The organism is Terriglobus roseus (genome assembly GCF_900105625.1).
Lineage (GTDB): Bacteria > Acidobacteriota > Terriglobia > Terriglobales > Acidobacteriaceae > Terriglobus > Terriglobus roseus_B.
Genome location: NZ_FNSD01000001.1, coordinates 275,836 through 295,292, shown reverse-complemented (window position 1 = coordinate 295,292; position 19,457 = coordinate 275,836). Strand labels below are relative to the sequence as shown.

Annotated in this window: 16 protein-coding genes; 12 read left to right on the top strand and 4 right to left on the bottom strand. The window is 58.1% G+C overall.

What is annotated here, in order from left to right; all coding sequences use genetic code 11:
* Positions 1–16: 16 nt before the first annotated feature.
* From BLW03_RS21175 to BLW03_RS01080, 12 genes are all read left to right on the top strand, one after another.
* Entirely contained in the window at positions 17–1,174 is a 1,158-nt protein-coding gene (locus tag BLW03_RS21175; RefSeq protein WP_083350232.1) for a glycosyltransferase, read from the top strand.
* Positions 1,171–2,379: a glycosyltransferase family 4 protein gene (locus BLW03_RS01130; protein WP_074651964.1), complete on the top strand. Its 1,209-nt coding sequence runs from the start codon at positions 1,171–1,173 to the stop codon at positions 2,377–2,379. Before BLW03_RS21175 ends, BLW03_RS01130 begins: the two co-directional genes overlap by 4 nt.
* Positions 2,380–2,411: 32 nt before the next feature.
* Positions 2,412–3,683, top strand: a complete 1,272-nt coding sequence (locus tag BLW03_RS01125) for an O-antigen ligase family protein (protein WP_074651963.1) — start codon at positions 2,412–2,414, stop codon at positions 3,681–3,683.
* 39 nt (positions 3,684–3,722) lie between these two features.
* A complete protein-coding gene (locus BLW03_RS01120; protein WP_083350231.1) occupies positions 3,723–4,628 on the top strand; it encodes a glycosyltransferase family 2 protein in 906 nt (301 codons plus the stop codon).
* A gap of 354 nt (positions 4,629–4,982) precedes the next feature.
* Positions 4,983–6,482, top strand: a complete 1,500-nt coding sequence (locus tag BLW03_RS01115) for a lipopolysaccharide biosynthesis protein (protein ID WP_212733104.1) — start codon at positions 4,983–4,985, stop codon at positions 6,480–6,482.
* On the top strand, positions 6,479–7,495 hold the full coding sequence (locus BLW03_RS01110) for an alpha-1,2-fucosyltransferase (RefSeq protein WP_074651961.1): 1,017 nt from the start codon (positions 6,479–6,481) through the stop codon (positions 7,493–7,495). The genes BLW03_RS01115 and BLW03_RS01110 overlap by 4 nt, the downstream gene beginning before the upstream one ends.
* A gap of 53 nt (positions 7,496–7,548) precedes the next feature.
* A complete protein-coding gene (locus BLW03_RS01105) occupies positions 7,549–8,682 on the top strand; it encodes a glycosyltransferase family protein (RefSeq protein ID WP_083350230.1) in 1,134 nt (377 codons plus the stop codon).
* Between the two features lie 50 nt (positions 8,683–8,732).
* Positions 8,733–9,950: a glycosyltransferase family 4 protein gene (locus BLW03_RS01100; RefSeq protein WP_074651959.1), complete on the top strand. Its 1,218-nt coding sequence runs from the start codon at positions 8,733–8,735 to the stop codon at positions 9,948–9,950.
* Positions 9,951–10,078: 128 nt separating this feature from the next.
* Entirely contained in the window at positions 10,079–11,176 is a 1,098-nt protein-coding gene (locus BLW03_RS01095) for a GH39 family glycosyl hydrolase (RefSeq protein ID WP_074651958.1), read from the top strand.
* Between the two features lie 331 nt (positions 11,177–11,507).
* Positions 11,508–12,371 carry a response regulator transcription factor gene (locus tag BLW03_RS01090; protein ID WP_139285050.1) on the top strand — a complete coding sequence of 288 codons (864 nt, stop codon included), beginning with the start codon at positions 11,508–11,510 and terminating at the stop codon, positions 12,369–12,371.
* Between the two features lie 4 nt (positions 12,372–12,375).
* A complete protein-coding gene (locus BLW03_RS01085; protein WP_074651956.1) occupies positions 12,376–13,686 on the top strand; it encodes an oligosaccharide flippase family protein in 1,311 nt (436 codons plus the stop codon).
* Positions 13,683–15,053 carry an O-antigen ligase family protein gene (locus BLW03_RS01080; protein WP_083350229.1) on the top strand — a complete coding sequence of 457 codons (1,371 nt, stop codon included), beginning with the start codon at positions 13,683–13,685 and terminating at the stop codon, positions 15,051–15,053. Before BLW03_RS01085 ends, BLW03_RS01080 begins: the two co-directional genes overlap by 4 nt.
* Before the next feature lie 53 nt (positions 15,054–15,106).
* Here BLW03_RS01080 and BLW03_RS01075 read toward each other — a convergent pair whose 3' ends face one another.
* The 4 genes from BLW03_RS01075 to BLW03_RS01060 all read right to left on the bottom strand — a co-directional run bounded on the left by BLW03_RS01075 (position 15,107) and on the right by BLW03_RS01060 (position 19,433).
* Complete coding sequence (locus tag BLW03_RS01075) at positions 15,107–15,760, bottom strand: hypothetical protein (RefSeq protein ID WP_074651954.1); 654 nt, start codon at positions 15,758–15,760, stop codon at positions 15,107–15,109.
* Positions 15,757–17,223 (bottom strand): GumC family protein, encoded by a 1,467-nt coding sequence (locus BLW03_RS01070; protein WP_074651953.1) that lies wholly within the window; start codon positions 17,221–17,223, stop codon positions 15,757–15,759. The genes BLW03_RS01075 and BLW03_RS01070 overlap by 4 nt, the downstream gene beginning before the upstream one ends.
* A gap of 31 nt (positions 17,224–17,254) precedes the next feature.
* Complete coding sequence (locus BLW03_RS01065; RefSeq protein WP_083350228.1) at positions 17,255–17,968, bottom strand: polysaccharide biosynthesis/export family protein; 714 nt, start codon at positions 17,966–17,968, stop codon at positions 17,255–17,257.
* Between the two features lie 286 nt (positions 17,969–18,254).
* Positions 18,255–19,433: a glycosyltransferase gene (locus BLW03_RS01060; protein ID WP_170834915.1), complete on the bottom strand. Its 1,179-nt coding sequence runs from the start codon at positions 19,431–19,433 to the stop codon at positions 18,255–18,257.
* Between the last annotated feature and the right edge of the window lie 24 nt (positions 19,434–19,457).

Below are 19,457 nucleotides of genomic sequence, written 5' to 3'. Positions count from 1 at the left end.
GGACGGAGCAAACGGTATGAAACGAGTTCTGCATGTAATGGATAGTCTCGAGCGCTCGGGCATGGAGACTATGTTGCTGAGCAGTTACGCAGAGTGGCGGCGGCTGGGGTACGAGTGCGACGTACTGGCAACAGCGCGAAGTGAAGGACCGGCCGCGGAACTGATAAGGGCATGTGGCTACGCGGTGTTTCACATCCCGTTCCGCAGTGGCCATCGTTTCTTGCCGCGGATGAGCTTCGTGCGCGAAGTTTATTCCTTGTGCAGGTCGGGTTATGACGTGGTGCACATTCATTCCGAATCTGCTCCTTTGGTTGTGGCGCCGCTGGCGAAGCTTGCCGGAGTACCGCGCATTGCTGTAACGCCTCACAATGCCTTCAAGTTTGACGGATTCCTGAAGGCACGAAAGCGATACGAACGTGGCTTTGTGCGTAGCCTCGGGGGGCGCTATGGCATGGTGAGTGACGGCGTCAGAACGTGTGAGTGGGACAGATTCCGCAATCCGGGAGTGAGGACGTGGAACTGGATTGACGTTACGCATTTTCGCCCGGCGACGCCCGAAGAACGCGCGGCTGCGCGCAGGTCGTTTGACCTCCCGGAAGATGCATTTGTCACGTCATCGGTGGGCAATTGCAATTCTGCAAAGAATCATACGGCGATGCTTCGTGCGCTCGCGCGGTTGGGGTCTGAGAGGCAGTTGATCCACCTGCATGTAGGACGCGAAGAGGCAAACTTCCCGGAACGCGCGACCGCCGCGGAACTGGGACTTGCCCACGTAGTCAAGTTTGCCGGATCGCAGCTCGACCCGCTGCCGTACCTGTGGGCTTCGGATGCATTCCTGATGCCTTCGCTGGTGGAGGGGTTGGGGCTTTCGGCCATTGAGGCAGTTGCTGCTGGTGTGCCTCTGTTGTGCTCGAACGTAGAAGGCCTCAGCGATGTTGCAGCGGAGACACACTGGACTGTCGTGACCGGAACGGACGAGGAGACCATCGCCGAGGGTCTGCGTATGTTGATGGCTACGCCCGCAACCGTGCGAGCGGGCAGGGCCAGGGAGGATAGTGGCCGTGTGCGACAGCGCTTTTCTGCGCGCAGCGGTGTCCAAACCATCGTGCGCGAGCTCTACGAACGCGACACTCACGTGCTGCCAGTGCAGCAAGAAAGTTGGATCCCACTATGATCGCCCTTTGCGCTCCAACTGACATTCATGCTCTGGCAAGATTTTGCGGACAGGACACCGCGGGAGTCGCGCCCGGTCTTGGCAGTACTGCAACCACTCCGCTCATCATCGGGCTGCTGCAACGCGGGCATAGCGTCACGGTTTACACGCTAAGCGAAAACCTCGAGAACGCAGAGACGTATCGATGGGGAGAGCTGACGGTGCACGTTGGACCGTGCCGCACACGTCATTTGGCGAGGAACTACTATCGCCAAGAGATCGACTGGCTGCGAGAGAGGATTGAGCGCACAGCGCCACCGTTCGTGCATGCGCATTGGACCTATGAGTTCGCGCTGGGAGCTCTGCGGTCTGGTGTCAGGACTGTCACTACCATTCATGATCTGCCATGGAATGTCCTCCGTTACTATCGCGATCCGCATCGTGTGATGCGGTTGCTCATGGCATACGAGGTGGCGGCCCGCGGTGTGCGCTTCACGGCAGTTTCGCAGGATGCAGCGACACACTTTTGCCGTTACTTCAAAACAGGTGCGGAGATCGCCGTCATCCACAATGGGCTGTCGTCGGAAAGGTTCGCAGCTGAGATTAAACCTATGGCGCAGAGTAAGGGCTGTACCTTCGCCACTGTGCTGCAGGGATGGTCGAGACGCAAGAACGCATCCGTAGCCTTATACGCCTTCGATCGTGTCCGGCGTGCGGCGCCAGAATCTCGGATGTTGATGTTCGGCTATGACTACCAACCCGGAGGTCCGGCGCACCGCTGGGCGATCAAGCAGAAACTGAACGTTGGCGTAACGTTCGTCGGTCCCGTCCCTTACGAAGAATTGCTGACGCGCGTGAGCGACCACGTCGATGTATTGGTCCATCCGTCGCTGGATGAATCTTTTTCGATGGCCGCTTTAGAAGCGATGGCGTTGCGTAAACCGGTCCTTGCAGGTGTTTTCACGCCTGGTGTTCGAGAGGTTTTGAATTACGGCGAGGCAGGCGTCCTGGTGAACATGCGCGATCCCATTGAGCTTGCGGCAGCGATGATTCAACTCGGCCGCAGTCCGGAGCAGCGGCGGCGAGTGGGCGATGCCGGATACGAGCATGCCGCTTCAACCTACCGCCTGGAAAGCACGGTGTCCAAGTATGAAGCCTTGTACCGCAGCATGATGCAGGACTCGAAACTACCCACGGCCACAGAGCAGCTTGCTACGGAAGTCTAGCGACACTTTCGTTCCTCGGATGAAAGAGTGAGATGAAGCAGACATTCGACAAAGTGTTCCTGTTCTTCTTCCTGGCAATGACCTCAGGAGCGGTGCGGCGCGTCCTTGGGGGGCACGGGGCTCTGCAGGCGGGTGGGAGTAACTCGACTGCAATCTCGGGCGGCAACTCGGATCCGCTACTGCTGATGTTTACGGTGCTTCTCACGAGCGCGGCGATCCTTGGGGGATTCCTCAAGCTTCGCCGGATTCGCACAGTCTTGTTCAGCATGGCCGCTATACCGGCGCTGTACCTGTTTGCAGCCATGTCCATACTATGGACCGCCGGCGCTATCGAGACGGTGCGCGCCTGCGCTTACCTGATGATCTACCTTGTCGCTGCTGCATACATCGCGGCAGAATTAAGACCGGCCGAACTGGTGCGATGTACTGCGACGAGCATGGTGGTGCTTGGTCTACTGAGCATCCCAGCGCAGTTCACACTCCCAGCTAACGGCGATTTTGCTCCGGGATGGACAGGCGTATTCCCACAAAAGAATGACCTGGGAGCAGCCATGGCGATCGGAGTCGCAGCGCTGGCTGCTGCAGGGCGCAAGTGGACGCTGTCTCGCATCGGCGCCCTCGCGGTATGCGTCGCGCTGCTGGTGCTTTCGCAATCGTTCACGGCAGTCGTGACTGCGGCAATCGCACTGATTGGTGTGTTCTATGCGCGATCCAGTGGCCAAATCCGCATGGTCTTGCTTGTTTCACTCGCCGGCGCCGCTATGATCTTTGCTTTCACCGTCAGCAGCCTTGGCGACTTCTTTACGAGCACCACGGGTAAAGACCTCACCTTCACAGGACGCACGGAGATTTGGTCGATGGTCGCAGCCAAGATTCTCGAGAGACCGGTGCTGGGTTATGGCTACGGCGCCTTCTGGGCAACGCAGGCAGATTCCATTAACCAGTTTTCAGTCTGGAAGCCTGGACAGTCGCATAACGGCTACTTGGACATCTGCCTGAACCTGGGGGTGTCTGGACTGCTGCTTGTTCTGTTTCTCATTGCAGAGTCGCTCCGCCGTGCCAGGCGCCTGCGGTCCGAGTATCGGAGCAGAGCTGGTGTCTGGCTCCTGATGGTCGTGCTGATGCTGCTGGTTCGCAACTTTGCAGAGGCGAGCTTCCTCGACCTTTCGCTTACCTGGAGCACGATGCTGATGGCCGTGTTTTCCGCGCGGAAGGCCGAGTATTTGGCAATGACGACTGCCGTTACACGGAGACACCGGGATCGAGCGATCGAGATTCTTCCACCCGCGGCCGTTTTGCCATAGGCCCTACCAGCAAAAGTAACCTGCAGGGAGACCCATACGATGATGACCTACACCGAAGAACACACCATGCCGTGGTCCAGGGCAATCGCACCTTACCGGATCGCTGTCCTGGTGACCTGCCACAACCGCTGCGAACTTACATTGATGGCGCTCCGTTCGCTGCATCAGCAGCAGGGCATCGATGACGTCGAGATGAAAGTCTTCCTGGTGGACGACGGCAGCACCGACGGCACGGCAGACGCAGTACGGAAGCTGTTTCCTGAGGTTTGCATTCTGCAGGGTTGCGGCAATCTTTTCTGGAATGGTGGTATGCGGACGGCGTTTGCCGAAGCGCTGAAAGGGGACTTTGACGCTTACCTGTGGTTCAACGATGACACCATTCTTTACCGCGACGCGATGTCTCGTGTGGTTGCATGCGCACGCGAAGCCAGCGCTCATGGCAAGCCGGCCATCGTGGCGGGTAGCACCGTTAGCCCGGCCACAGGCGAGCACAGTTACGGAGGATTCCAATTGCATGCCCACGGCTTGGTCTTGGAGTTTGAGAAGATCAAGCCACACACCTACGAAGTGATGCGCTGTGACACTGTCAACGGCAACTTCACGCTGATTCCGCGCGAAGTGGCGAAGTCCGTGGGGAACATTGAACCGGGCTTCCGGCACCAGTTTGGAGACGTGGATTACGGCTTGCGCGCAAAGCGGATGGGATTCGATCTGATGGTAGCTCCGGGATACGTAGGGCAGTGCACTGTCGGCAATCCCGAAGGCACATGGAAGGACGCGAGTGCTCCTATGCGCAAGCGCTGGAAAAATCTGATGTCGCCAAAGGGCGTGCCTTTCACGGAATGGTTGCTCTTCACACGTCGCCACTACGGCTGGCGTTGGATGCACTACGCGCTGTCACCCTATGCAAGAACACTTGTATCGAGTCTGGTTACCCATCGGTGAATCTGCCTGCGTCGGGCGTGCGGCGCAATCAACATGCTCGATCGAATCGATGCGAGGGGTAACCCGCTGATCTGTCCCGCGCAAGAGAAGTAAGGCAGGCATCAATGGATGCATGGACGATCGACGCAGAATCGACACTCCGGTCCTAAAAATTTCAATGGTCCGGCTGCTCGTGCGGGTCATGACGACATCGCAGTTGCGAGTTGCCAACGGACACACCTGAGCAATGTGCGCGTTCCTCACAACGCACGAACTGCGCGGAAGATCTTTCAAGATCCAATCCAGTATTACCAACTCGAGAAGTGGATCGCGCCGCGCGGTCAGCAGCGGACGAGTCAGCAGGAAGAGGAATACATGGGCAGTAACAGCAGGGAATCCCTCCTTCGATGGAGTTACATCTCGACGCTCTCCACGGCCTCACTGCAATTGATTGCTGCAACCGTGATCACGCGCTTCCTCAAGCCGAGTGACTATGGCCTGGCAGCGATGGCGATGGTCTGCTCGAATCTGGCGTCGTACTTCACCCAACTCGGCATGGATCGTGCCATCATACAGCGGCCGGACCTTACGGAAGGGAACATCCAAGCCGCACTCACAGCAAGCCTGGCTACAGGGCTGGTCGGCTTCACTGGTCTCGCCGCGGCATCGCACGGGTTGGCACTCTACTTCCGCGAGCCGAGACTTCCGGGCATCATCATTGCCTTCGGCTTGAACCTGCTGTTCCAATCGTTTGCGATGATTGCCGGTGGTCTGCTGCGGCGTGAACTGCAGATCCGCAAGCTCGCCATCTGTGACATCGCGGCCTATCTACTTTCAACGTTTGGTCTAGGCTTACCGCTGGCGATGAAAGGCTATGGCGTGTGGGCGCTGGTGGCGAGTAATGTTTCGCAGACGCTGTTCGCAGCCATTGGCTATTACATTGCGCGGCGTCACTCGGTGCGGCTAACGTTCGTCCGCGAAAACTTCCGGGATATCACCGGGTTCGGCGCAAAGGTTTCTGTCACTACGATGGTTGAGGCACTGAGTGGCTCCGCCGACACACTGGTTCTTGGCCGCTTGGTGAGCCCGCAAGTGCTGGGACTTTATAACCGCAGCCTTACGCTGAGTATGCAACCTATCTACGCGCTTTCGACGGGACTCTCGCGTGTGTTTCATCCATCGATTGCGCGCGCCGCGGAGCGTACGCTGGCCGAGTGCCGCAGTATGTTGCAGAGTAGCGAGCAGCAGTTAATGGGGGTAATCCTGCCAGTGTGCATCGGAGCTGCGGTGGCCGCCCCTACGCTGATCCCTGCCATCTTCGGCAGGCAGTGGGCAGGCAGCATACCGGTTTACCAGGCGCTTTGTATCGATGCGGCGTTGGATGCGAGCTTTCACCTGCCGACGATTCAACTCGAAGTGCTGAGTCGGTTTCGGGCGAAGTTGATCGTTCAGGTGCTCTACGGAATGGTCCTTGCAGCTTCTGCGGTGGTTGCCGCTCCGCGCGGGATCGTGATGGTCGCGTACGTCTTCGTTGTACTGCAGTTCTTGCGCACGCTTTGGCTGCACTGGCTCAGTGCGCGTTCGCTCGGAACGAGCCTCTTCAAACTGCTGAACTCCTGGGTACCTGGTGCGCTCTGCGGCGCGATAGTCGGTGGAGTGGTCTATACACTGCAGACCAGCATCAGCCGCTTCCGCCCGGATACGCCGCTGCTGTTTCGTCTGCTGCTGCTGATCTTCGCGGGCCTGGCAGTTGGAACGTTGCTGTATCGGATGTTTTTCTACGACAGCATGTTCCAGCCGTGGGCGAGCGTCTTTGGAGGGGTTCGCGGCAGAACAGCGGTGGTGCAGATTCAAGAGGAAGTGGGTGTCGCATGACGAAGCCCTCTGTACTTGATTTGGCGGACGAGAGGGAGACGGCGACTGAGGTAGAGGCTGCGCCATCGCTTCCGAAAGAAGGTGCTTGGAATCGAGGGCGGTTGATTGTGAACTGCGATGGCGGCCTGGGTAATCAGATGTTTGAATATGCTGCCGGCCTATACTTCGCGCGGGAGTTTTCTCGCACCTTGGAGGTGCTCAAACCAATCGCTGCGCACCAGCAGTGGAACGGATACAGGCGGCCGTTCCAGTTGAGCGAATTCTGTATAACTGCGCCCGTGCGCGAGGCCGGAATCCTCGACCGCCTATTGGTGTCGCGAAGCGCAAAGACGAGGCGCTTGCGCGGTATGCTCCGGTCATTGCTTGGCGCGGAGGCACTCGAGGAGCCACAAGCCTACACTTGGCAGCCGGCTCGCATTGGTACGTCCTTGCAGCGGAGTGCGTATCTCGTTGGGTACTGGCAGGCCGCTGCTTATGTTGAGGCAGTCGCGCCGCAAGTGCGTGAGCAGTTCGCGCTGAAACAGCCACTCAAGGAGCACAACCTCAGATTCGCCGATAAAATCCGCAGGCTGCTGTGTCCGGTTTCGGTGCACGTGCGCATGGGCGATTACACACTGATTCGGCACGCGACCGGGAATGAAAAGACAGTGAGCCAGGTGCTCTCGTGGGAGTACTACAAGCGTGCGATCGTTGCGCTGGAAGCGGCTTGCGACAGCAGCTTCACGTTAGTGGTTTTCTCTGACGATCCTCCGAAAGCACGCGAATTACTGGGCGGCATTGCTAATTGCATATTCGTCGAAGGCAATGGCCCGGACACCGCGCAGGAAGAGATGATGCTGATGTCGCTATACCGTCACCACATTATTGCCAACAGCAGTTTCTCTTGGTGGGGAGCTTGGCTGAACGAAAAGTCTGACAAGCGTGTCTTCGCACCACGCTTTTGGGGAAACACGCCGGATAGTTATTTTCCTGATCTCTACCCGGCAGGGTGGGAGACCGTGCAAAACCTATGAGCCGACAAATGCATGTCAATGCTGACGCGGAAGCGTCCTCGAAATGAGGCCACATGAGATTGTTGGTCCTTTACCAGGCGGATGATCCCGCCACAGATCATCCCGGGTATTATGACGGCTTCGAGCGTCTCGTATATGAAGGAAAACTTGCGATGCATCGTGGACTCGGCTACGTAGGCATCGCAAGACGCGAGGGCTGGCAGGCGGTATGGGATAAGGCGTGCGCTGCCGCAAAGGAGATGAAGGCAGACGCTATCTTTCTGCATTTTTTCCACGTGTCCATGCCCGACCCAAGCGGGGGAATTCGGCGACTGAAGCAGCTACCGGGTCGACCAATCGTGTTCTGCAGTTTGGGCGATCCGTATGGTCGCTGGACGCGGCGTGTTCCGCGGGCTTTCCAGTCTGCAAGTGCGCTTTGTGATCTCACGTTTCTGACTGGCATGGGCTACCTCGCCCAGCAGCTTATTTCGAACGGTAGTCAGAACCTGGTGCTAATGCCACACGGCTGCTGCCAGGTGCGATTCGCCGCGCCGCCTCCGGAGCCAGCGAAGCAGCCTGAGTTCGATGTACTGTTTGTGGGCAACCGCATGCAGTCTCGCGATCCGTTAAGCCATTTCTATTGGGTGGCGAAGAAGCGAGTCGCCTTTGTCGAAGCGCTGACCAACTGCTACGGACCGCGCTTCGGTCTTTTCGGCAAAGGGTGGGAGGGCAACGCTTCGTGGCAGGGATACGCGCCCTTTTTACAGCAGCAGCAGATCTATCAGCGGTCAGCAGTGGTGCTGGGTGGAACGCCCAATGCCTACTACGACTTCTATGCGTCGGACCGCCCTTTCATTGCAGCGGCATCCGGCGTCCCGTTGGTGGACTATCACGTGCCGGGCGTGGAGCGGCTGCTGGAGCCGGGCCGTGACTGGTGGCTCGCTCACAACGTCAAAGAAACCGTCGGGCTCTGTGATGAGTTGCTGCAACTTTCGCTGGAAGCGCGGCACGCTATCGCCGGTGTGTCGCGGGCCCGCATCCTGGCGGAACACACACAGTACAGCCGGTGCCGTGAGATGACTTCAATCGTGAGTGACGTGCAGACAGCGCGGCGACAGGGCGGCACCGCCCCCCGTCCCGAACTTTCGTTCTTGCGGCAGGCTACAGGCGGGAGCCTGGCCGAGCCTGTGATGGCCTGGGTGAGCTGAACCAATGCTTCTCTGGCAATGTCCCGAAGCTAATTTGCATAGGAGTGACTATGAGCAGCAATGAAGCGGTCCTTGACTACAACAAAGTGGCCCTTAAGGTTGCGGTTCTGACTCATGTGCTTACCCCCCATCGCCTGCCACTAATCCAGAACGTTGCGCGCCAGTTCACTAAGCTACGGGTCTTTGTCTCCTCACCCTATGACGAGCCCCACAAATTCTCGCTGGCCAAAGGTGAAGTTGACGTCGTTATTCAAAAGTCGATCAACTGGGCTCACCGCTTTCGCAATCGGCATGGCTACCGGGATGTGTCTTATATCAATCTTCCTTATGACACGTGGCAACAGCTAGGAGAGTTTGCCCCGGATGTGATCATCTCCACAGAGTGTGGCGCGCGCAGCGTGCTGAGCACGCTTTACCGTATGGCACATCCCGATGTGACCCTGATTGTGTGGGCGCATGTAACAGAGCACACCGAGGTCGCGCGCGGGAAGCTCCGACACGCTGTGCGTCGCTGGATACTGAAGCACACAGACGCCGTGTTCGTGAACGGTAGAAGCGGTGACAGCTATATCCGAAGCCTGGGATTCGAGGGACAGATCTTTACGGTCCCATACACAATCGATTCTGGGTTGTTCACGCGGGAGAGCTATAGTCCTTCGTCGGATGTCCGACGCCTTTTGTTTACGGGCCAGTTGATCGAACGCAAAGGCCTACTGCCGTTCTGCATGGTGCTGAGTCACTGGTGCGCTGAGCACCCCGACAAGCGAGTGATCTTTCGCATCGTCGGTGACGGCACCGAGCACGCAGCGCTTCAGGCCGTCCGAACACCGGAGAATCTTGATCTGGAACTGCTGGAGGGGACAGCACAGGAAGGCCTTAGCCAGCACTACGAGCAGGCTGACATCTATGTCTTTCCAAGCCTCGGCGATGAATGGGGTGTCGTAGTCAACGAAGCGATGATTGCGGGTCTCCCAGTTCTGGGAAGCATTTGCAGCGGCGCCACGGACGAACTGGTAGTCGAGGGCGAAACCGGTTGGCTGTTTTCGCCGTGGGACGTGCGAGATATGTCTCGTGCGCTCGACCGTTCCCTGGGTGCGACGCCGGAGACCCTGGTTGCGATGTCGAACAACGCGAAGAAGATGATCGCGCAGATTGCGCCTCCGCGTGTCGCTGCGACGGTGGTCGAGGCCATCGCACGGACATCGAAAACCTCTGCCTTTGAGAGCGCCGCGGTCAGCCTGACGGAGAGCGAGGAGTTAACATCCTGAGCGCGCTAGAGATCCAATCTTCCATACACCACAGGCTTCATGTGTGCCTGCATCTCTTCTCGCTTCTGTTGTGTCTGCTTGCCCCTTCGGCTGGCGGACAGAAACCTCTACCCGAAGAGTACTTTGGCATGCACATCCACAACGCTGCCACGGGTACGCCTTGGCCCGACACGCCATTTCGCTCGTGGATGTTATGGGATGCGGGTGTCGCGTGGCCCGACCTCGAGCCCAGGTATAGCGAGTGGCATTTCGAACGGCTCGACCAGTATGTAACCCTGGCGCAGCAACACCATGTTCACATACTGCTGACCTTGGGATTGACGCCCGCGTGGGCGACTGCGCGCCCGAAAGAGAAATCGGATTACCAACCCGGCAACGCCGCTGAGCCAAGCAATATGCAGTGGTGGAGGGACTATGTGCGCGCTGTTGCAACGCGCTACAAGGGTCGCATCGAAGCCTATGAGATCTGGAATGAACCAAATCGCAAAGATGCTTTCAGCGGCACCGTACCGCAGCTTGTGATGATGACACGCGAAGCTTACGGAATCATCAAGAAGGTGGATCCTGGTGCACTGGTGGTATCTGCGTCGGCCACGGCAAGCAATGGCATCGATTGGTTCAATCAATATCTTGCCCTGGGCGCGGGGCGCTATGTCGATGCAGTGGGGTACCACCTGTATGTCAATCCGTTGCCACCCGAAGAAATGTTGCCGCTGGGGGAGGCCGTGCGGCATGCCATGAAGATGCACGGCATCGGCAACAAACCCCTGTGGGACACAGAGACCGGATGGGCCAAGCCAAAGGTCTTTCAGTCGCAGGAGGAAAAGGCTGCCTTCGTGTCGCGCACGTTGATTGTCAACTGGCCCATGGGTGTGCAACGTCTCTACTGGTATGCCTGGGATAATCACCAGTGGGTCACGCTGGAGATGGTGACCGCAGAGACGCAGGCTCCGACCTCCGCGGCGAGGGCATATGCCACAACGCGGTTTTGGATGCTTGGCGCAAGCATGAAGCCATGTAAGGCGCAACTGGGCGGCACATGGACATGCGCCCTGAACCGCCCCGAAGGGCGCTCATGGATAGTTTGGAATGTTAACTCTTTGATGTTCTTCAACATACCTGCGGAGTGGCACGTTCGCACTGTAACCGATCTGCAGGGAACGACACGGCCGGTCGCTGGCGCGAGTGTATCCATCGGAATCTCACCGATTCTTCTGCGTGGTTAGTGCATTCCACGAATTTAGTAGGTCGTGGCCTACAGATAGAGTCATTTCATTGACAGCAAGCACAGGCAATGGGAGACTCATCCCATCATTCACCAATAAAGAGCTTCTGAACTGCATGGTCCCAAGTCCCCTGACATGCAAAGCTGACTGCCGGACCTGCTGATTGGCGCTTCTGTGCGAGCGGAGACAGAGGCAGTAAGGCTGAATTCGCGGGGTTTCAGACTCTTTGCGGACGCGGCCCCTCTGAGCTGACGGCGAACTCGATGGTCATCTTGTGCGAGCGGTGGGGGTATCTACCGATTGATTAAGCCCTTCTGCGAGGACATTTAACGTGAAGAACGTGATCAATATCCTGATTGCATCTCCGAAAGGGTTGATGCTGGACTTACTCAAAGTTGCGCTGAGCGCCAGTCCGCGCTTCCGTGTTGTAGCTCATATTAATTCTGCCGAAGAGATCTCCGGCATCATAGACCGGGAGTGCATTGATATCGCCTTGGTTAGTCCCGCTTTGGCCGTCGCTACTCCGAAGCCGAACCTCTTCCGCCGCCTGCTTCGCGAACTACCTCATGCGAAGCTGGTCGCCTTGCTCGAGCTTCGCGATAGGGATGTCGTTGTGGACGCATTCCGCCAGGGCGCGCGCGGTGTGATATCGCTGCCACACGTGGAATTCGAACTGCTGTGTCGTTGCGTCGACTGCGTTGAGCGGGGACAGATCTGGGCCAGCAACGAAGAGATCGGTTGGGTGATGACCGCGTTTGAAACCACGCCGCAGCGAAGTGCCAAGCTGAATATCGTTGACGCTGCGGGATTGAAGCTACTGACAGGCAGGGAAGAAGAAGTTGTGCTGCTGGTGATGGACGGGCTTTCGAATCGAGATATTGCGACCACGCTTGAGTTGAGTGAACACACTGTGAAGAACTACATGTTCCATGTGTTCGATAAACTCGGAGTCTCGAGCCGCACGGAGTTGATGGCCTACGCGACGAACGCATCACGAAGGCCATCTCCCGCGCCCTCGCGTCAATCTGCAGCCAACACTGCTCGTTCCACCAGCAGCGTCGCTGCTACGCCGTCGCGCACGCGCAAGGCAGCGATTCGACCGCCTACCTGTTCAAGCGCGGTGCCCGCTCCGTTGCCTGCACCAAAAGCCTCTCTTGGGCGGGCATCCTCGTCCGCTGCAAGCTACGCCGTTTAAGCCCATGAAGGCAGTAGAGGAAGGCTTAGGGCCAGTTCAATCTCGGCCTCGCCTGCGCCGGGCCGAGGCTCTTCGTAATAGTGCATGGGGCCTGGTTGATCAGGCCATTGTGAGCCTTGGTAACTTCTGCACCACGCTCCTGCTGATCCGTACGCTGCCGCCCGATGAATTCGGCGTGTACGCGCTGATACTGAACGCCGCGATTTTTCTGAATACGATGCAGCAGTCGGTGATCGGCTACCCGCTTTGCGTGAGAGGCGCCCAGTCGAACACACGCCACTTCCGTGATCTGGTCGCCAGCGCCATGGGCGCGACCGGTGCTCTTTCGCTGTTGAACTCGTTAATACTGTTTGGTGTCTGTGTTGGAATGGAACGACCGGCGCTGGCGGTGCCGCTGGCTCTGGCGGTTCTGCTGTGGCAGCTTCAGGACACGCTCCGCGGAGCCTTCCAATCGCAGCTGCGGCAGCGTGAAGCGGTGCCGGGCGACTCGATCAGCTATCTTGGCCAGGCTGCTGTGATCGGGATGCTCTGCCGCGCACATCATGTTTCCGTACCACTGGCATGGAGCGTCGTCGGTGGTACCTCCTTGCTGGGTCTGTTGGTGCAACTGTGGCAGCTTCGGCTCCAGCGACCTTCCGTTGCGTCGATGACCACAATGTTCCGTGACTGTTGGAGCCTGGGAAGGTGGGCGGTACCTGCCCGGATCATGGGATTCTTTACCCTCCAGGCCTTTCCATGGGCGATTGCGCTCCGCCATGGGACAAGCCAAGTGGCGACCTATCAGGCGCTATTTCAGATCATCGCCTTGGCGAACCCGGTCCTGCTGAGCATGGGCAGTCTCATAACCGCAAGCTTCGCGCGAACTCGGGGTGACTCCCCGCGCGAAGGCTATCGCTACATTCTCCTTACGGCGGTGTTCACCGGGGCCTACCTGCTACTGGTGGGGACTGCCGGCCCCCAGGTCCTTTCGCTGTTGTACGGCTCGCACGGGCGCTATGTAGCCTTCGGATCGGAGCTGCGGACCCTGGCAATGGCTTGGAGCTTCGAGGTGGTTGCACTCATCAGCACATCGGTACTGGGTGGGATGGAACGTGCGAGAGGCTTGTTTTGGGTGCAGTCCTCTGGATTCATGGCTGCCGGGCTTATTGCGCTTCCGATGGTGTACCGGCAGGGGCTTGCTGCTGCAGCGGTCGGTCTGCTGCTGGTGAATGTGACACGCGCCGTCTGCGGCGTGGCGCTTGCACTGTATGCGCTTAGATATTCGTGGAGCGTAAAGCAGACATTCGTGCCTGGAGCAGAGGAGCAGGCAGGATGAAAGATTTCGTGCGGAGTGCTGCCATGTCCACCGTAGTCAATCGCGCCGAGAGTCATCGGGTTACCGGGCCTGTCCGGATGACAAGGGGGATGTCCGCGCGATGGGACGCTCGGCTCGGCGTGCTGGCCGGGTTCATCTATAGCGTCTCTATCTGGAAGTTCATCAAACGTGACCCACTGAGTGGATCGCTCGGGCTGGAGGCGGTGCTTGAGACGGGATCTGTGGCGTTGGCCTTTGCGGTTGCGCTGATTATGTCTTGGCGCGGGCACAGACGCGTTCCGCCTCAGCCTGCTATGGCTTACCTCGCTGCATTCGGCGTGTTAACGCTTGCCTCCGCCTTTCGATCCTTCAGCCCATCGCTTAGCGTCACGAAGACAGCGCTTTTTTTCGCCGTGCTGGCCATGGCATCGTGGATGGCCCAGATCAATTTGACGTGGAGCTTTCTGAGGGGTATCTACGCGGGCTACATCTCCCTCTCGCTGCTCGGGCTGGCGGTGGCGCTTGCGTTTCCGTCACGATACCCGCTCATCCTGTCTGAGGAATGGACTCACCGCAACCGCCTCACCCTTTTTGACATGCACCCTAATTCCGTTGCCGAGACGAGTGCGCTGATGTTTCTGCTGGGGCGCCTGCTGGGCGGTCGCTATCGCTGGATATCGCAGGCATTCCTCTTGACCATCAATATCCTCGCAGGGGAAAAAACTGCAACTGCGGCGCTGCTCTTCCTTGCCGTCGCAGGCTACTTGATGGAGCGGCGGTGGAGTGTAAAGAGCGTCACTCTGGCTGCTATTGGACTGTCCTGGATCGTGGTGGGCGCGGTGCTCGCAGCCAGCGATGTGGTCGACCTGATCCCAGCACGTTATGTCACGGTCGCGGCATCGCAGATTTACGGTGACAAGGTCAGCCACGAAGTCTCAACACTCGACGGCCGCGATCTCGTCTGGAAAAAGACACTGGAACTCGCTTCCGATGGCGTCCTCGTTGGCTACGGTTTCGAAGGTGCACGCGAAGAATTGTTGAAGGCTGTTTATTGGTCTGGGCAGGCGCACAATGGACTGCTGGAAATCGTGCTCGACGGAGGCGTGCTCGGTGGCTTGTTCTTTACGTTTGGATACGTCCGTGTGGCTTTCATCAGCCTGCATGGCTCGCGTGTGTGGATTGTGCGTGTCGGGGTGCTGCACTGCATGATCGTGATCTTGTCAGCGATCGGTCCCATCTTCACTTTCTACTCGTTCTTCGCGGATGCGGTGATAGTGTCACTGGCTTACGATGCGTTAAAGCACCGTGGATGGGTGCTTGCATCTGCCGGGAGACCTGCTCTTCTGGCGCAGCATGTAAGCGATGCGGTCCACGCTCTGCCATCATGATTCGTGAATGCGAGCTGAGTTGAAGCCGACACCCGAGATGCAGCGTCGCAAAATCAGAGCATCCGGTAGATCTTTTCTGGTATGGGATGGGTCTGGTCGGTCAGAATACCGCCGAGCACTGCGAGATCCGCCGCTGCAATCTGCTGCCTCGCAGCAGCCAGCGACAACTTACGCGTATAGCCAGAGCGTACAAGGAGTGCGGCTCCATCGAGTAGGCGGGAGCAGGTAAGAACCCCAGGTCTGTGCAGAAGGTTGGACACATGGACAATCGCCTGCGCGCCACACTTGCGTGCCTCGATAAGGTGCAGCCCAACCTGCCGTGACGTGTCTTCGTGAGTCCCGCGTTCATCGACCCACACGGCCTTACAGCGCTCCGATAGCACCACACTAACCTCATATCTGTCGGCAGGTTCAGCCTCGGAGCGCTGTTGAAGACAAAGCACGTGCGTGGGGCTGCCGTTCGAAGCGAGTGCGTGGCCTATGTGTAGCGCGACCCATTCGGACGAGCCCCCGTCGTCTTCAAGACTCGCTAGCAGGATGGCCCGCGCGCTGCCCTCTGCACCCCGAAACAGCACCCGCGCCAGCCGCTCAATCTCCGCGCGTGAGGCCTTATTCAAGGGACGCAGGAGCACCGGACTTACGCCATCGATGGCAGTCTGCTCCGTCTCTTCTCGCGTCACCGTGTGCACTGCAAGTTTTGTCATCATCGATCGGTCCCCTCGAGATAGAGCTCGCGGTGGAAACCGCCAAGCGCAGGCAGATCCAGCGTGGTGATTAATTCGCCGCGGGTGCGAACGGTTGGATCCAGAACGTCGTATAGAAACGCGGTCCCCATGCTGAGCACAATTGATGTGAAAGCCATGATGCCGAGCACCGCTCCAATCGAGCGCTGCGGTAGCGCAGGCTCTTCGGGTGGCTCAACGATCGCTACATTCAGAATTCCATTGCTGTCGAGGGCCGCCGTAATCTGCGCCTCTTCGAGCTTGTCGTGGTAGAGCTGGAACTGATTCCCTTCGAGCTTTACAGTGCGCATCAGTTCGTTCTGCTCGGTGTCCTGGCCTACAAGGTTCTCTGCAGATTGCTTGAGTGATGCTGCAGTCTCCGCAAGCTGACCTGCACGCGCGTTCAATGCCATAAGCTCTGTACGTGTTTGCTGCAGATCACGTTCGATCGACTGGTGTATTGGATTGACGTTAGAGCTCAGGTCGCGAACTGGCGCCTGCGCCTGGGCTGCAATGGTCTGCTCCGTTACGGCGATGTCGCGGTCCGCGTCACGTACGAGTCGGTAGCTGTCGTCGTACTTGTTGGCTAACTCCTGGCGCTTCAGCCGAAGCTGCAGCAGCGTCGTATTCAATTGCTGCAATAGTTGCGGGTTGTCCCGTGAGATGTTTTCTGTGGGAATGCGCTCTGGCTGGCCAACCATCTCGTAGACCAGGTCCTTCTCCCGGGCGTGCACCTCCGACAGTGCGGTTGCAGTCTGCTTCTGCTGCTGCCGTACTTCGCTAAGGTTGCGTACCGACAGTTCCCGCTCGAGGTCGCCGGAGACGACGCCGGTGCGCTGCGTGAACTCGTTGAGCCTGGCTTCTGCCTCCCGGAGTGCCTCGCGGTGTTGTTTCACCTGGTTCTCGAAGAACTTCACCTCATAAGCGCGTCCCGGCGTCTCGCGTGCCTGTAACAAGAAAAGTGATCCAAGGTTCTTGAGGACAGTCTGTGCTTTCTCTGGCGTGCGGCCCTCGTACTTCGCTGAGATAAGGTTGGTCTTTGGAATCACGGAGACTTCGAGGTTTTTGCTAAGTTTGCGCAGGACCTTAGCAATGTTCACCGGGTCGGACGTCGATCCCTCCACCAGGCCCGACTGAAGCGCTACCTGCTTTAGCAAGCCTTCACCCTTTAATAACGACATCTCGGAGTTGATCTCTTCTTCCGAGACATTGAGTTGAAGAAGTTGCGGCATGCTGTTGTTGCCTGTGGTCACGACAGGGTCGACGCGCTGCTTGCGGACCAACACTTTCATCTCCGCCATATACTTCGGGCGGAACTGACCACTGAGCAAAAAAAACAGCACTACGAGCAATATGACGATGCTGGCGACATATCGCTGGCGAAAAATGCGAGCCGCCATATCCCGTGCCGTAGGCAGAAGGGACGAGTCTGATTCGAGCAACAGCATCGCATGCTCCTATAGCAACAAAGTTGGCGTCCTAAAAGACACCCGGCCCCAAGTAAGCTCCGAGGCTCGGAGTGGGTAAAAAGCGGGCAATCTTCGCCATCTTCTTTTGTGGGACATAGATCACATCGCCCGGCTGCATCACAAGGTCCTCGTGCATACCGGACGGTTTCATCAACGCGCTGACATCCACGACCTTTGTCCGATACATGCTGTTGCCTTCCGGCCGCATGAGAATGATCTGCTTCCTGCTGGAACGTTCACTGATCAGCCCACCGGCCTCAGTGATTGCCTGCATCAGCGTGATGTTGCTCCTGAGCTCATAGCGGCCAGGATGGCCGACCTCGCCTCCAGCAAAGAAGGATGGCTTTTGGAAGTCCTTCAGAACGATGGACACGACAGGATCGCGCAGGATGGGGCGATACACCTGCGCGATTGCAGATTCGAGATCCGTCACCTTCATGCCGGCCGCGTGCACAGGAGAAGCCTCGTGCATGCGAATGAAACCATCTGGCTGCACCGTTGCTGTCTCATCGTATTCCGGCGAGAAAGGCAGATGGATTTCGATGACATCACTCAATTGAATGTGATAGTCCTCGCGAAGGCAAAGGCCGCTCTTTTCTGGTGGGCATTTAGACCGTGTCGCATCGGTCTGCGCGTTCGCTATCATGCCTGCAGCAAGGTAGCCAGACATTCCCCATTGCAGGAGAATCGCAAATGACCACTGCCATGATTCAACATGACGCATAGCTCACTTCCTCGCAGCCTACCCAGAGAAACGGTCACCCTGGAGCCGATTCAATCAGAAGCGTGTTAGAGATTCCGACCGCGCGTCCACAGACGGAACGACGATTAACTTGGGTGAAGAGAGGCACGCACGAACAGTGTAGGGGACCGTGGCTTGTGAGCGTTCCGGCTGAAGTCGACAGTGCAGCGTCCGCCGAATGCTACGATGAAATGCCCTTTGCGTCGAGGTATCTCGGCGGTTCCGACTTGGATTTGCTGCCGCGTGTGCTAAGTCATACAGATGACTGCTACGAGCCGGTGTTACGGATGCTCGTTGTCCCCATGGCGTACTGGAACATGACGTTAGTCGCAAGGAAGGTATCTTCGGTGCGGAAGCAGGTTTTCATTCGAATCGATGCCTGCTGTGACATGCGATAGCGTAAGTCCGCGTCCGAGAGCATCCTGTCAAGTGCGATTGCAAGCGCGGCCGCGTCACCCGGTTTAAAAAGCAGGCCTGTCTGCCCGTCTACGATCTGCTCCGCGATGCCGCCGCAGTCGCTGCCGATGACTGGCGTCCCCACTGCCATTGCTTCAATCACGACGCAACCGAACGGTTCCGGGTGTACCGAGGGAACCACGGTGATGTCCAATGCGGCAAACAGCGAGGCCGGATCGTCGATCTCGCCCAGCAGCGTGAAGCGCTCACGCACGCCGCACTCTTCCATCAGCGCTGACAGCCTGCCGAGTTCGTCCGGGGACCTCGGTGGTGGCGATCCCACCACAAGGAAGCGCGCCTCCGGGTACTTGCCTTTCAGCAGGCTAACGGCCTGCACCAGAATCTCTTGGCCTTTGCGATGGAATTTGATACGACCCACCACGCCAACAAGGAGCGCATCCGCACAGAAGCGCTCGCGGAGTGCGGTCCTATACGCCTCGTTTACCGTTGCTGCTTCATCGCCAAGCCCATCGTAGATGACTGTGACTTGATGCTGCAGCCCCGGTAGAAACTGTTGTCGCACACTCTGTGAGACAGCGATCACGGAGTTCGATAAGCCGGTGACCACGTGCTGAAAGGGTCTCCAAAAGGCTTCAAACTCCGAAAGGATTTCGCGAACGTGCCAGACATGCGGCACACCCATGAGGTACGCGGCAAACGCGGGTGTGGGCATCACCACCGTGTTGGTGTGAACTACGTCGATACGCAAACGTCCGATGAGCCACGCAAGCCGGAGCACGGACAAAGGCGTTGACACTGCAAAGCTGACTACGCCCCAGGCGGTGCGCATGCGTGCGCGATCAACGATGGAAATTCCGGGCTGAATATGGACTTGAACACCGCTCGATCGCAGCAGTGCCACGAGCGGACCGGTGCCGGGCAGGACAGCATGTACTTCGTGTCCGGCCAGAACGAACTGTCGGAAGAGCCGTTCCATACAACGGCTTGCACCGTAAAGGTCCGAAGTATTGTTAACGGAAAGAATCTTCAACCGGCCTTCCTCTCTGACGGAATG